Source organism: Nocardia sp. NPDC051981 (assembly GCF_040680715.1).
Classification (GTDB): Bacteria; Actinomycetota; Actinomycetes; order Mycobacteriales; family Mycobacteriaceae; genus Nocardia.
This window is the reverse complement of the sequence record NZ_JBFAXK010000008.1, coordinates 182,093-196,399: the sequence shown is the minus strand read 5'-3', so window position 1 is coordinate 196,399 and position 14,307 is coordinate 182,093. Positions and strand designations below refer to the sequence as shown.

Below are 14,307 nucleotides of genomic sequence, written 5' to 3'. Positions count from 1 at the left end.
TGGGGCCGCACTTCGCGACGCACCGCATGTTGTATCGAGCATGCGATGCCCGGCGTTAACCGGCCCTGCTGAGGCGGCAGGGCCGGGGGTTTCAGGGGTTCCGGGGGCACCGCAGGCCCCCGAGAGCCTTACGAGAGTTGTCAGTGTCCGAGGCGGCCGCGCCCCAGGCGCAGCAGCAACATCGCCAGGGTGTGGCCCTCCTGGCCCAGCTCACTGAATCGCTCGAGCACCTTCATCTCGCGGGAGTGGACGAGCTTGGGCCCGCCGTTCGCCATACGCGTTCGCCCGATGATGCGCGAGACCTCGGTGCGGCGCTTGATAGCGGCGAGGATTTCGGCGTCCAGCTTGTCGATTTCCAAGCGCAGCTTGTCGATCTCAGCCTCGGAGGGCAGGGCAGAGTCCGAGCCGGTGGCAGACTCGGAATGTCCCGTCGTCGAGATGCTCATTCTTCAACTCCTCGTGGTCCAGAACGTCGATCGGCGGGTGGACCCAACCTGTTACCGATCGGTTCTTCACCAAGAATCAGACCTGTTGGCCATACATTGTCCCCCTGGGACCGCACCACATTGTCCCCCCTGGATCGGGCTCAGGTGCAATGTGTCGCCTTGGAGCCGGTCATGCGACGAGTGTGCCATGCACAGGGACCTATGCAAAACAGGTGCGTTTGTGAATCTCCTGAGTTTCCCGACCTGGTGCGGTTCACCGGATGTTCGCCGGACCGGCACTTATCGGACACCCGCGCGGTCCGCCCCGCCGCCTGTCGGTGCGCGCCGGTAGCGTGGATGGGCGATGAATACGACGGTGGCACAGGACGAGCAGAAGACCGAGCGGTTACTCGAGGGATTGAATCCGCAACAGCGCGCCGCGGTGATGCACACCGGCACCCCGCTGCTGATCGTGGCCGGGGCCGGGTCCGGAAAGACCGCTGTCCTCACCCGTCGCATCGCCTATCTGCTCGACGCTCGCGGAGTGCGGCCCGGCGAGGTGCTGGCCATCACCTTCACCAACAAGGCCGCCGCCGAGATGCGCGAACGGGTGGCCGGGCTGGTCGGCCCGCGCGCGGCCGGCATGTGGGTGTCCACCTTCCACTCCAGCTGCGTGCGCATCCTGCGCACCCAGGCGTCGCTGCTGGCGGGGCTGAACTCCAACTTCTCCATCTACGACGCGGACGATTCCCGGCGGCTGCTGGGCATGATCATTCGCGACTTCGAGATCGACGCGAAGAAGTACTCGCCGCGCCTGCTCGCCACCGCCATCTCGAATCTCAAGAACGAGCTCATCGACCCGCCGCAGGCGGCGGCCGACGCCGAGACCGAGGACAGCGAGCTGCCGCGCATCGTGGCCCGGGTCTACGCCGAGTACCAGCGGCGGCTGCGCGCGGCCAATGCCCTCGACTTCGACGATCTGATCGGTGAGACGGTGTCGCTGCTGCAGCGGCATCCGCAGGTGGCCGAGTACTACCGGCGGCGCTTCCGGCACGTGCTGGTCGACGAGTACCAGGACACCAACCACGCGCAGTACGTGCTGGTGCGTGAACTGGTGGGCCACCATCGGGGCGGGCCGGGTGACGATGCCGCTGCCGAGGATCGGGTGCCGCCCTCGGAGCTGTGCGTGGTGGGTGACGCGGACCAGTCCATCTATGCCTTCCGCGGCGCCACCATCCGAAATATCGAGGAGTTCGAGCGCGACTTCCCGGATGCGGAAACCATTCTGCTGGAACAGAACTACCGCTCCACCCAGTACATTCTGACCGCCGCCAACGCGGTGATCGCCCGCAACGAGGGCCGGCGCGAGAAGAAGCTGTGGACCGACCAGGGCGACGGCGATCTGATCGTCGGCTATGTGGCCGACAACGAGCACGACGAGGCCTCGTTCGTGGCCCGCGAGATCGACAGGCTGGTGGACCAGGGCGACGCCAACTACGCGGATGTGGCGGTCTTCTACCGCACCAACAACAATTCGCGGGCGCTGGAGGAGATCTTCATCCGCATGGGGCTGCCCTACAAGGTGGTCGGCGGGGTGCGCTTCTACGAGCGCAAGGAGGTTCGCGACATCGTGGCCTACCTGCGCGTCCTGGAGAACCCGGATGACGCGGTGAGCCTGCGGCGGGTGCTCAACACGCCGCGCCGCGGCATCGGCGACCGTGCGGAGGCCTGCGTGGCAGTGCACGCCGAACAGCGGAATATCGGCTTCGCGCAGGCGCTCCGGGACGCCGCCGCGGGCAAGGTGGCTCTGCTCAACAGCCGCTCACAGCGGGCCATCGCCGGATTCCTGGAGCTGCTGGAGGAGATCCGGGCGGCGGGCGCGCAGGCCGACATGGACTTCCCGGATGTGGGTTCGGTGGTGGAGGCGGTGCTGGACCGCACCGGCTATCGCGCCGAGCTGGAGGCCTCCGACGATCCGCAGGACGGCGCGCGCCTGGACAACCTCAACGAATTGGTCAGCGTCGCACGCGAATTCAGTTCCGAGGCGCGCAACAATGTGGAAGCCGCGCGGGCCGAGGGCATGCTGCCCGAGCAGGCCGAGGGCGAACCGGAGCCGGGTTCGCTGGCGGCGTTCCTGGAGCGCGTCTCGCTGGTGGCCGACGCGGACCAGATTCCCGAAGAGGGTTCCGGCGTGGTCACGTTGATGACCCTGCACACCGCCAAGGGCCTGGAGTTCCCGGTCGTGTTCGTGACCGGCTGGGAGGACGGCCAGTTCCCGCACATGCGCGCCCTGGGCGATCCGACGGAGCTGCAGGAGGAGCGCCGGCTGGCGTATGTGGGCATCACGCGCGCCCGCAAGCGTCTGTATCTGACCCGTGCCGTGGTCCGTTCGGGTTGGGGGCAGCCGGTCTCCAATCCGGAATCCCGCTTCCTGCAGGAGATTCCGGGCCATCTGATGGATTGGCGGCGGCTGGCGCCGGCTCCGTCGCAGACCTCGCGCGGTTTCCGCCGGCGCGGCGAAGACGAAGGGCTGGAACGGGATTGGACCCGCGGTGACGGCTGGTCGGAGCCGCGCCCCGGTCTGCGCGATCGCGGCGAGCGGCGGCCCGCGCCGGCCGCCGCGGGGGTCAAGCGCAACAACACCGGTCTGGTGCTGGCCGTCGGCGACCGGGTCAACGACGACAAGTACGGCCTGGGCCGGGTGATCGCCGCCGAGGGCTTCGGCTCGCTGGCGACGGTCACCATCGACTTCGGCACGGCCGGCAAGATCCGGCTGATCCCGCAGTACAGCCGGACCCTGACCAAACTCTGATCAGCTGGTGTGGCGGCTGAGGACGTCGTAGGCGCGCACGGCGTCCTCGGGAAAGACCAGGATCCGGAACCGGTCCCTGATGTTTCGCCAGCGGTGGATGCGCGCCCGGCCCATGGTGGCGCGTACCCCGTGGGAGTGCAGCAGCTGCCGGACGGCGCGCGCGGACTGCATGTCGTAGACGGTGGCGGCGGGCACCAGCAGCCCGTATTCCTCGTCGTCGGTGCGTGTCCGGAGGTTCATCCTCGACTCCCGTTGTCCTGCTTGGCTTTCAGCATGGTGCGCTGTGTGTGCTCCTCATCATGATGCTGGGCGGCGAGGAGCGCGCGCTCCCCGGGTGGGTCGGCGGTGAGGAACCCGCCGGGTCCGGGTTTGCCGGCGGAGCCGAGCTTGCTCATCTTCTTCGGGACGGCCGCGCCCTGGTACTCCAGGGGAATCGGATGGCCGTGCCGGTCCACCGGCCCGAGCGACTGGTGCACCTCGATGTACTCGCCGTGCGGCAGCCGTTTGATGATGCCGGTCTCGATGCCGTGCTCGAGCACGGCCCGGTCGCTGCGTTGCAGGCCCAGGCAGAACCGGTAGGCCACGGCGTAGGCCAGCGGCGGCAGGGTCAGCAGCGCGATCCGGAAGAACCAGGTGGTCGCATTGAGGGAGACGTCGAACTTCAGCGCGATGATGTCGTTCACGCAGGCGAAGGTGAGCACCAGATAGAAGGCGATGGCCATGGCCCCGATCGCGGTGCGCACCGGCACATCTCGCGGCCGCTGCAGCAGATTGTGGTGCGCGGTGTCCTTGGTCAGCCGCTTCTCGATCCACGGGTACAGCGGGATCACCGCCAGTACGATGCCCATCACCACCGCCACCCAGAAGGGCGCGGGAATGGTGTATCGGCCCAGGTAGATCTCCCAGGGCGGCATGAGCCGGGCCAGGCCGTCGGTCCACATCATGTAGAAGTCGGGCTGGGATCCGGCCGACACCTGGGCCGGGTTGTAGGGCCCCAGATTCCAGATCGGGTTGATCTGGAAAAGCCCGCCCATGAGCGCAACGGTGGCCAGGGTGAAGGCGAAGAACGCGCCCTGGTCCAGGGAGAACACCGGAACGATGCGCGCGCCCACCACATTTCGCTCGGTGCGGGCGGGACCGGGGAACTGGGTGTGCTTCTGGTACCAGACGAGTGCGATGTGAGCGCCGATGAGCGCCAGCATGATTCCCGGGAACAGCAGCACGTGGGTGATGTAGAGCCGCGGGATCAGGACGGTGCCGGGGAATTCCCCGCCGAAGAGGAAGAAGTGGATCCAGGTGCCCACCACCGGGACCGCCATGGTGATGCCGCCCAGCGGTGACCGCAGGCCGGTGCCGGAGAGCAGGTCGTCGGGCAGCGAGTAGCCGAAGTAGCCCTCGAACATGGCCAGGATCAACAGGACCGCGCCGATCACCCAGGTGGCCTCGCGGGGTTTGCGGAAGGCGCCGGTGAAGAACACCCGGAACATGTGGATGATGATCGACGCCGCGAACAGCAGGGCGGCCCAGTGGTGGACCTGCCGCACGAACAGCCCGCCGCGCACGTCGAAGGAGATGTCCAGGACGCTGCGGTAGGCGGCCGACATCTGGACGCCGCGCAGCGGCTGATAGCTGCCGTCGTAGGTCACCTCGGTCATGGACGGCTCGAAGTAGAGCGTCAGGTAGACCCCGGACAGCAGCAAGATGATGAAGCTGTAGAGCGCGATCTCCCCGAGCAGGAACGACCAGTGGGTCGGGAAGACCTTGTTGATGGAGCGTTTCAGGCCCGCGGCCAGGTGATACCGCTGGTCGGCGGCATCGGCGCGGTTCGCGGTGGCGTTCATGAACATGAGACGCCGGAGCGGGCCGAAACGTGACACCTGGATCGAGGGGTTGTCCCGGATCACACCCCGCGCATGGCCGGGTCAGCGCGGCAGCAGGTCCGACAGCGCCTCGTCGAGGGTCGGGTAAGCGGAACCCGCTGTGCCGCAGCACCTCCGAGGTGGCGTGCCGGCCGGTCAGCCCGAGCGCCGGATCGGTGCGCAGGAGGACCGGGCCCACGGCGAGGGCGGCCGCGGGGGTGGGCGGTGACCACGGGCGGCGCAGCTGCCTGCGCAGGGTGGTCATGAGCTCCCTGTTACGCACCGGGAAGTCGGTGGCTGAGACCACCACGCCGGTGGGCAGGCCGACCCGCGGGTCCAGGCCCAGCCCGGCGCGCACGATGGCCAGCCAGTCCTCGACGTGGATCCAGCTGAACCACTGCCGGCCGCTGCCGACACTGCCGCCCAGGCCCGCCTTGGTCAGGCCTGGCAGTCACCGCAGTGCGGGCGCGTCCGGGTCCAGCACGATGGAGGTGCGCAGGATGGTCCAGTACGTGCCCGCGCGGTGTCGTCGGGGCGGGTGTCAGCCGATGCTGGTCTGGGTGCCGAGGGTGAAGGTGTGGCCGTGCGAGGTGCAGGTCATGCCGCCGCCGTGCGGACGCCCGCCGAGGCAGGTCGCGCCCGCGTAGTCGAACTGGGTTCCGGCGTACACGTTTCCGGGCGGGCGCGGCACGTCCCAGAGCTGACGGGCATTCGGATTGCCGTGCTGGCCGCCGAGGCCGAAGGTCGGGTGGGCGGGCAGGAAGGAGCCGTCGATCACGATGTCGGAGATCGGAATCAGGCCCCACAATTTGTTGCCCTGACCGAGATCGCAGGCGACATCGCCATTCGCGTGAATGGCGCACTGGGTGGCGAAATCATTGAAATACAGGGTGTCGCCCACCAGGAAATCCGAGTTGTCCGCCTCGATCACGCCCGAGTCCGCCGAGGCGGCGCCGGTGCCGAGAATTGTGAGCGCGACCGCTGCCATCGCACTGCCGATAACACTCCGCACGTTCATGATCATCGACCCTAGAGCACCGGAACCCTTTGGCACCAGGGCGAATTCACGTACTTCACAATTCGGGCATCGATCAACGAGGCTTCTCGATCCACCCCGATTCACTAATTGATGAATGTCCCCGCACCGCCCGAAGGTGGAGCACAATAGTCGCGCGCCGCAGGCGCATTCCGAACAACAGAGGCACAGATCTGGCTCGACGACTGATTCGGCTGATGCCGGGGGCGGCTATCGGTCGCCGACCCCGGCCATGACCTCGTGTCAGCTCAGTCGACGTAGGCGCGCTGGATGATCGCCTCGATGTCCACGCCGGTGGGCAGCGTGCCGAAGGCGATGCCCCAGTCGCCGCCGAACCTGGTGGCGCAGAAGGCGTCCGCGACGGCCTGGTGGCCGTGCCGCACCAGCTGCGCGCCCTGCAGTACCAGCGCCATCAGTTCCACCACGCGGCGGGCGCGGTACTCGATATCGGCGAAGTCGGTGAGCTCCTTGCCGATTCGGTCGATGGCCTCGTCCAGGTGGCGGTTGGCGCCGCGGGACAGGTTCACCTCGGTGAAGAACGCCTCGACCGTCTCCGGCTGCCGGCCCATGGCGCGCAGCGCGTCCAGCGCGGCCACATTGCCCGAGCCCTCCCAGATGGACATGAGCGGGGCCTCGCGGTACAGCCGCGGCATACCGGACTCCTCGGCATAACCGTTGCCGCCGAAACATTCCAGCGCCTCGGCCGCGTGTGCAGGGGCGCGCTTGCACACCCAGTACTTGGTGACCGCCAGCGCGATGCGGCGCAGCGCCGCCTCGGCGGGGTCGGCGTCGGCGCGGTCGGTGGCACCGGCCAGGCGCATCATGACGGTGGTCGCGGCATCGGATTCGATCACCAGGTCCGCCAGCACATTCCGCATGGCGGGCTGGTCGACCAGGTGCTTGCCGAACACCTGGCGATGCCGGGCGTGGTGGGTGGCGTAGACGGCCCCCGCGCGCATGCCGGTGGCCGAGCCGATCACGCAGTCCAGCCGGGTCATATTGACCATTTCGATAATGGTCTTCACGCCCGCGCCCTCCTCGCCGACCAGCCAGCCGATGGCGTTCTCGTACTCCAGTTCCGAGGAGGCGTTGGACTTGTTGCCCAGCTTGTCCTTGAGCCGCTGGATGCGCAGCGCGTTGCGGGTGCCATCGGGCAGCACCCGGGGCAGCAGGAAGCAGGACAGGCCGCCCGGCGCCTGGGCCAGGGTCAGGAACAGGTCGCCCATGGGATGCGAGGTGAACCACTTGTGGCCGACGATGCGGTAGGTGCCGTCGGCGAGCGGGGTGGCCGTGGTGGTGTTGGCGCGGACGTCGGAGCCGCCCTGCTTCTCGGTCATGGACATGCCCGCGATGAGACCGGCCTTGCTGGACGGCTCGCGCAGGCCGAAGTCGTAGACGCGGGAGGCCAGCAGCGGCTCGAACTTCGCGGCCAGTTCGGGGTTGTAGCGCAGCGCGGGCACCACGGCGTAGGTCATGGAGATCGGGCACATGTGCCCGGCGTCGGCCAGCCCCCAGGTGAAGAACTTGGCGGCGCGGGCCGCGTGCGCGCCGGACCGGTCGTCCTGCCAGGGCGAACCGTGCAGGCCGTGCGACACCGCGGTGTCCATGAGGTTGTGCCAGTAGGGGTGGAACTCCACCTCGTCGATGCGGTTGCCGTAGCGGTCGTGGGTGTGCAGGATCGGCGGGTTCTCGTTGGCCAGCCGGCCCCACTCCTGCGCGGCCGCGCCGCCCGCGAGCACGCCCAGCTCCCGCACCTCGGCCTCGGCCCAGCCCGCCCCTTCCCGGTGCAGGCCCTCGAGCAGCGCGGGGTTGCGCGAATTGTCGAAGGGGACGATGGGCGGCACCTGGTTGAAGACGTCGTGCGTGTGCATTGCGGGTGACTCCTATTCGTGTGGGACGCCGCGAGATTCGGGGTGGTCGCCGGAGGCTGCCGGCTGGACACCGAGGGCGCGCAGGGCGAAGGCGACCAGTTCCGGCAGCACCGATTCGCTCTGGAGTTGTTCGGAGAGCGGGCCGACGAGCACCTCGCCGATGGCCCCGACCAGCGCGGTCGCGGAGGTGCGCGGATCCTGCGGCGGCAGTTGGCCGGTGGCGATGCCGTCGGAGATCGCGGACACGTAGGTCTCGGCGAAGGCCCGGCGGAAGCGCAGGCGTTCGGCGTCGACGGCGGCGTCCACCGGTTCGGCGAGCAGCACGTAGGCGAGTTTGGGGTTCTTGAGGGCACGGCCGGCGAAGGTCTCGACGGCGGCGGTGACCCGGTCGGGGGCGGTGCGCCCGTCCCCCGCGGACCCGGCCGCGGCGACGGCGTCGACCTCGCGGGTGACGACCTCGCGGAAGACGGCGGTGACGAGTTCGGCCTTGCCGCTGAAGTTCTTGTACACGGTCCCGGTGGCGACTCCGGCCTCGGCGGCGACCGCGGCCATGGACAGTCCGGCGAACCCGTCCCGGGACAGCACGGTCATGGCGGCCCGCACGATCGACCCCGCCTGAGCATCCAGGCGGGCCTGAACAGCGGGGGTTCTGCGATAGGCCATACAAGAAGTGAACCACCGATTCATTTCTTGACGCAAGCCCACCCGTCGTCCACCACCGCCCTCGACCGAGACGCTTCGCGCCGCTGTGCAGAATCCGATCACGGCGTACTGTCGGCCACGTGACAGTACGAGTGGAGCGCAACGGCCCCGTCTACACCGTCGTCCTGCACCGCCCCGAAGCCCGCAACGCGGTCGACGGCCCCACCGCGAAAGCCCTGGCCGACGCCTTCCGCGACTTCGACGCCGACCCCACCGCCGCGGTCGCCGTGCTGTGGGGCGACGGCGGCACCTTCTGCGCCGGCGCCGACCTCAAGGCCCTCGGCACCGAACGCTCCAATCAGGTCACCGAGGACGGCGACGGGCCGATGGGCCCGACCCGCATGAAGCTGTCCAAGCCCGTCATCGCCGCGGTCTCCGGGTACGCGGTCGCGGGCGGCATCGAGCTGGCGCTCTGGTGCGATCTGCGAATCGCGGAGCAGGACAGCACCTTCGGCGTGTTCTGCCGCCGCTGGGGCGTGCCGCTCATCGACGGCGGCACCGTGCGGCTGCCCCGCGTCATCGGCGAGGGCCGCGCCATGGACCTGATTCTCACCGGCCGGGCCGTCGGCGCCACCGAGGCACTGCAGATCGGACTGGTCAACCGGGTGGTACCGAACGGCGAATCCCGCCGCGCCGCCGAGGAACTCGCGCTCGAGCTGGCCACGCTGCCGCAGACCTGCCTGCGCTCGGACCGCATGTCGGTGCTGGAGCAGAACGGCCTGGAGGAGTCCGAGGCCATCGCCAACGAGCTGCGCCACGGCATGAAGGCCCTGATGGACGGCGCGCTGGACGGGGCGCAGCGCTTCGCCTCGGGCGAGGGCCGCCACGGCCGCCCGGCCTGATCCGGTCTCCGGTTCGATCGGTCGCGCGAAAGCCCCGAACACGCGCGGCAGCAGCCCATGGAACCGATCGGTACGCTAGCCGTTCGATGGATCGGCTGAGCGTGCTGGACGAGATCTTCCTGCGGTCGCATCGGGGTATGGGCACCCCGATCGTCCTGCAGGGACTCTGGCGTACCGCCGAACCGGTACATCCGGCCCTGCTCTGGCGGGTGCACCGCGATCTGCGCACCGGGCCGCTCGGCCGCCGGGTGGTGCGCTCGCGGGTGCCCGGGGCACGGCCACGCTGGCAGCCGAACGAGACCGCGCACCCGTTCACCATGACGCCGGAGCCGATTCCGCGTGCGGCCGTACTGGATTGGGCCGACCGCCAGGGCGCGGACCTCGATCCCGAGGCCGGTCCGGGCTGGCGGCTGTCGGCGGCGCGTCTCGACGACGGCGGCTGCCTGGTCGCGCTGACCTGTTCGCACGCGCTGGCCGACGGCCGCGCGCTGACCCTGGCCATCGACCACGCACTGTCCGGCATCCCACTCGCGGCGCCCCTTGCGGGACTTTCGGATTGGGCCGATGCCCGGCGCATGTGGGCCACGGTCCTGGGTGGGACCGCCCGTGCGCTGCGGCGCGGCATTCCCGAACGCCCGGCCGCACCCGGGGCGCGAAAAGTGGTGCCGGGCACCGCGAATGCCCCCGGAACCGCCACCACCTGCGGGACGGTGCTCGAGATCCCAGCCCGGGACTGGAACCGGGTCGCGGTCGCGCACGCGGGCACCGCCAACAGCCTGTTCGTCCATCTGATCGCGAAGATGCTGTGGTCCAGCGGTTTTCCCGCCGACACCATAGCCGCCAGCCTCCCGGTCGACACCCGAGACGAGCCGCGCGTGGACAACGACATGTCCGTGACCGAGGTCGCCATCACCCGCGACGACACCCCGGCGACCCTGCGCCGCAAGGCCCGTGCGGCCTACGAGCACCGCATGACCAGTCCGGGCGGCATCCCCGAGGAGATCCTCCAGGTCATGCCCGACCGGTGGGCGTATCGGCTGGCGCGGGGCGCGGGCGAGCGGGACGTCCTGTGCTCCAATATCGGCAACCTGCCCGAGTCGCTGCTGGCGCTGGGCCCGCACTCGTGCACCGGGGTGGCGGCCCGCGCCATCCACCCCGGGCTCCGGCCCGACGCCCTGCCCCGGACCCGGCTCTCGGGGTACCTGACCCGGATCGCCGACACCTACACGCTGTCGCTGATCGCCCTGGATCCGGACGCGATCCCGACCTCCGCCGCGCTCACCGCGCTGGCCGAGACGGAACTGTCCGCGCTCGGCCTGTCCTGCACGGCCTGGTGACCGCCGCTCAGGTGAGGGCGGGGATCCGAACCCCCTGCCACGCCAGGCGTTTGGTGCGGTCCGGATCGAGTTCGACGCGGCCGGGCGAATCGATGATCAGCGTCGCGCGCTGCTCCTCGGTGTAAGCGGGCCAGGCCGGCAGCGGAGTTCCGGTGTGGGCGAACGCCAGCCAGTTGTCCTGGAACTGGCCCGACACCTCACGGAAGCCGCGGTGGCCGCCGAGCGTGGTCATGGCACGGCCGAAGGACGAATCGACCGCGCCGAAGACGGGGATCAGATCCAGGGCGTGCGTGGCACCGAAACCACTCAAATGCATTGCGCGCGGGGCGAAGTCGTAGCGGTACGCGTAGGTCGGCGCGTACCGGCTGTGCGCCTCCATGACGCGGACCGAGGGCCGCCAGAAGGTGAAGTCGCCGCCCATGCGGACGGCGGCCCGCTTGCCCGGGAAACCGGGGTAGGCCGCGGTGACCCGGGATTCGACGGCCGCGCCGAACTCGGCCAGTGTCTCGTGCAGCCGCTCCTGCGAGGTCGGCATGGACTGGCCGAGTTTGGTGAAGATGGGGCCGCCGCCCTCGTCCAGGGCCTGGTCCACGTGGCGCAGCAGCCAGCGCATGCGATCGGGGGTGGTGGGCAGGGTGTCGTCGAAGCGCACGAACAGGGTGGCCTCGTCCCGGTTGGTCCCGATGATGAGCGGCACCCGGTGCGCGGTGCCATTGGCGAACGCGGCCAGCGGTGCGGCGGGCAGGAATTCGCCGTCCACCACCGGGGCCACCGGGAACAGCCCCGGCTGTTCGTGCATGACCCGGGCGACCGCGTGATCGACGGCCTTGCGGATGTCGTTCGCACCGGCGGTGCGCAGCGCCTTGGCGGCGTCCCCGGGGGCGATGCCGAGGTCGTCGAGGCAGCGGCGGGCGAACAGCCGGGCTTCGGCCTGACTCGGGGCCCAGTCCGCGGGCGCGCTCTGGGCGATGCCGCGGTGGAACAGCCCGGCCGCGGCGGGGGTGGCCATGAGGGCCAGCACCGCGTGCGCCCCGGCCGATTCGCCGAAGATGGTGACATTGTTCGGGTCGCCGCCGAACACGGCGATATTGCGCTGCACCCATTCCAGTGCCGCGACCTGATCGCGCAGGCCCAGGTTGGAGTCGAATCGGCTGTCGGGCGTGGAGTATTCACCGAAGTCGACGTAGCCGAAGGCGCCGAGCCGGTAGTTGACCGACACCACGACGACATCGCCGCGGAGCGCCAGCCGGGTGCCGGAATACAGCCGCAGCGCGGAGGTTCCGATCATGTAGCCGCCGCCGTGGATGAACACCATGACCGGGCGGGGCGTGGCCGACGGCGCGTTCGGCGCGGTCACGTTCAGCGTGAGGCAATCCTCGCCGGTCGGCTGCGCCTGCCGGGGCCCGATCCGCGCGCCGTCCCGGTGTTGCATTGCGGCATAACCGAAGTCGGTGGCGTCGCGGACACCGCTCCACGGTTGCACCGGCCGCGGCGCCCGGAAACGGAACTCCCCGACCGGAGCCGCCGCGAAAGGAATGGACCGCCAGCGTGAAACGCGGCGGCCCCGGAGTCCGCGAACCGTGCCGTCCGCGGTCGTGATGTCTGTCGTTGCCACCATTCACAAAGGGTAGTCCCAACTCTCGGGGGCTCCCAGGGTCCGGGACCACGGACCCCCGAAGGTGGCGGGAACGGCCGACCCGCCGGCCGGCGGGAACGGCCGGACGGCGGATGGGCGGCTACTGCAGGTAGCCCTCGACCTGGCGGGCGGGGTTGACCTGGGCCTCGTCGGGGTTGCGCCCCTGGTCCATGCGGGCGCGGCGCTGACGCAGCAGGTCCCAGCACTGGTCGAGCTGGACCTCGATCTCGGCCAGCTGGCGGCGCTCGGCCTCGGGGTCGAGTTCGCCACCGGTGGTCTTGGCCCGGAGCTCGTGCTCGCGATCCACGAGTTCCTTGATGCGCGCGTGGATGTCCTTTTCGGTCATGCGGACCACTCTACGACCCGGGCCAGCGCCGTCCCCGCCGACCGGACCGCGCGCGGCAGCTCCGCCGCAGGCAGGGCGGCATATCCGAGGGCGATGCCGAAGGTGTGCCGGGCGCCCAGATGGTGGCGGGCCAGCGCGTCGAGGTGAACGCCGAGCTCGCGGGCGGCGGCCACCGCGCGGTCCTCCTGCTCCGGGGTGGCGAGCGGCACGAAGACGTGTGATCCGGCGTCGTCGCCACGCACGTCCAGGCCGCGGCCGCGCAGCTCGTCCACCACCAGGGCGCGGCGGGCCGGCATATCGCGGCGCAGGCGGCGCAGATGGCGGGCCAGGTCACCGTGCCGGGCCAGTTCGGCCACCACCTGCTGACCCGCCGGGGCAGGGCCGGTGCCGGTGAGTTCGCGATGGGCGAGCACCGCCGCGGCGACGGCCGGATCCGCCACCAGCCAGCCGATGCCGAGGGTGGGCGTGAGGATCTTGCTGGTGGTGCCCAGATGCACGACCACATCGGGGGCCAGGGTGGCCAGCAGTGGCAGCGGCGCGGTGTCGTACCGCAATTCGCCGTCGTAGTCGTCCTCGACCACGAGTGCGCCGGTGCGGCGGGCGAATTCGATGAGCTCGACCCGGCGGGCGGCGGGCATGCGCGCGCCGAGCGGAAACTGGTGCGCGGGAGTGCAATACACCAGGCCCGCGTCCTCGGGTAGTAGCCCCACCCGCAGGCCCTCGGCGTCCACGGGCACCGGGACCGGCCGCATGCCCGCCGCCCGGAACGCCCCGGCCGCCCGCTGATAGCCAGGATCCTCGAGGGCCACCACGTCGCCGGGCCGCAGCAGCGCCGCCGCGAGTTCGCCTGCGGCCGCGCTGGTTCCGGCGGTGGCCAGCACCGTGGTCCCACTGCCCGCGCCCAGCCCGCGATGCCGCAGCAGGTGTTCGGCGACGGCCTCCCGATAGTCGGGCTCCCCGCGCCGGTCCTTGCGGATCAACGGCATTCGATCCGAGGCGGCCCGCCACGCCCGCCGCCAGGCGGCCGGGTCGATGGCCTCGATGGACGGCGCGCCCGCGCCGAGATCCAGCAGTCCCGCCAGCGGTTCGGGCAGGCCGGGCCCGCCGGTCTGCGCGCCCACCGGTGCGGGCGCGGCCGTCAGGTAGGTGCCCGAGCCGTGCCGCCCGTCCAGCCAGCCCTCGGCGTGCAACTGGTCGTAGGCGGCGGTGACGACGGTCCGGCTCACCCCCAGCCGATTGGCCAGCTCACGGGAGGACGGCAGCCGATCACCGCCGCGCAGCGCACCGGTGGTGGCGGCCCGGCGCAGTCCGTCGGCCACCTGAACGGCCAGCGGCACGCCGCTGTCCCGTTCGACGATGAACGGTAGATCGTCGTCGACCAGCCGATTCGCCCGCAAGTGGCCTCCCGATCATCCGGCAACTGATGAATATCAGAATGCCA

At 70.1% G+C, this 14,307-nt stretch carries 12 protein-coding genes; 3 read left to right on the top strand and 9 right to left on the bottom strand.

Annotation, left to right across the window (positions count from 1 at the left end):
- Positions 1–140: 140 nt before the first annotated feature.
- Positions 141–446 (bottom strand): chorismate mutase, encoded by a 306-nt coding sequence (locus AB0L60_RS17335; protein WP_354836317.1) that lies wholly within the window; start codon positions 444–446, stop codon positions 141–143.
- Between the two features lie 343 nt (positions 447–789).
- Here AB0L60_RS17335 and pcrA point away from each other — a divergent pair, with 343 nt between their 5' ends.
- Positions 790–3,237 (top strand): DNA helicase PcrA, encoded by a 2,448-nt coding sequence (gene pcrA / locus AB0L60_RS17330; protein WP_364614357.1) that lies wholly within the window; start codon positions 790–792, stop codon positions 3,235–3,237.
- On the opposite strand, the gene AB0L60_RS17325 is transcribed toward pcrA, so the two are convergent.
- From AB0L60_RS17325 to AB0L60_RS17305, 5 genes are all read right to left on the bottom strand, one after another.
- The gene (locus AB0L60_RS17325; protein WP_364614354.1) at positions 3,238–3,477 is read right to left on the bottom strand and encodes a hypothetical protein; all 240 of its coding nucleotides are present in this window, start codon (positions 3,475–3,477) and stop codon (positions 3,238–3,240) included.
- Entirely contained in the window at positions 3,474–5,078 is a 1,605-nt protein-coding gene (locus tag AB0L60_RS17320; RefSeq protein ID WP_364614351.1) for a cytochrome bc complex cytochrome b subunit, read from the bottom strand. The genes AB0L60_RS17325 and AB0L60_RS17320 overlap by 4 nt, the downstream gene beginning before the upstream one ends.
- Positions 5,079–5,637: 559 nt before the next feature.
- Complete coding sequence (locus AB0L60_RS17315; protein ID WP_364614348.1) at positions 5,638–6,114, bottom strand: hypothetical protein; 477 nt, start codon at positions 6,112–6,114, stop codon at positions 5,638–5,640.
- Between the two features lie 266 nt (positions 6,115–6,380).
- Positions 6,381–8,003 (bottom strand): acyl-CoA dehydrogenase family protein, encoded by a 1,623-nt coding sequence (locus tag AB0L60_RS17310; RefSeq protein ID WP_364614345.1) that lies wholly within the window; start codon positions 8,001–8,003, stop codon positions 6,381–6,383.
- A gap of 12 nt (positions 8,004–8,015) precedes the next feature.
- Complete coding sequence (locus AB0L60_RS17305) at positions 8,016–8,666, bottom strand: TetR/AcrR family transcriptional regulator (protein WP_364614342.1); 651 nt, start codon at positions 8,664–8,666, stop codon at positions 8,016–8,018.
- Between the two features lie 119 nt (positions 8,667–8,785).
- Between AB0L60_RS17305 and AB0L60_RS17300 the strand changes: the two genes are divergently transcribed.
- Both AB0L60_RS17300 and AB0L60_RS17295 read left to right on the top strand, forming a co-directional pair.
- Positions 8,786–9,547, top strand: a complete 762-nt coding sequence (locus AB0L60_RS17300) for a crotonase/enoyl-CoA hydratase family protein (RefSeq protein ID WP_364614339.1) — start codon at positions 8,786–8,788, stop codon at positions 9,545–9,547.
- An 86-nt stretch (positions 9,548–9,633) separates the two neighbouring features.
- Positions 9,634–10,884 (top strand): hypothetical protein, encoded by a 1,251-nt coding sequence (locus AB0L60_RS17295; protein ID WP_364614336.1) that lies wholly within the window; start codon positions 9,634–9,636, stop codon positions 10,882–10,884.
- A gap of 7 nt (positions 10,885–10,891) precedes the next feature.
- Here the strand turns inward: AB0L60_RS17295 and AB0L60_RS17290 are convergent, their stop codons facing one another.
- The 3 genes from AB0L60_RS17290 to AB0L60_RS17280 form a co-directional block, all read right to left on the bottom strand.
- Entirely contained in the window at positions 10,892–12,502 is a 1,611-nt protein-coding gene (locus AB0L60_RS17290; RefSeq protein ID WP_364614333.1) for a carboxylesterase/lipase family protein, read from the bottom strand.
- Positions 12,503–12,620: 118 nt separating this feature from the next.
- Positions 12,621–12,866, bottom strand: a complete 246-nt coding sequence (locus tag AB0L60_RS17285; protein WP_354836333.1) for a DUF2630 family protein — start codon at positions 12,864–12,866, stop codon at positions 12,621–12,623.
- Positions 12,863–14,263, bottom strand: a complete 1,401-nt coding sequence (locus AB0L60_RS17280) for a PLP-dependent aminotransferase family protein (protein ID WP_364614329.1) — start codon at positions 14,261–14,263, stop codon at positions 12,863–12,865. The genes AB0L60_RS17285 and AB0L60_RS17280 overlap by 4 nt, the downstream gene beginning before the upstream one ends.
- Between the last annotated feature and the right edge of the window lie 44 nt (positions 14,264–14,307).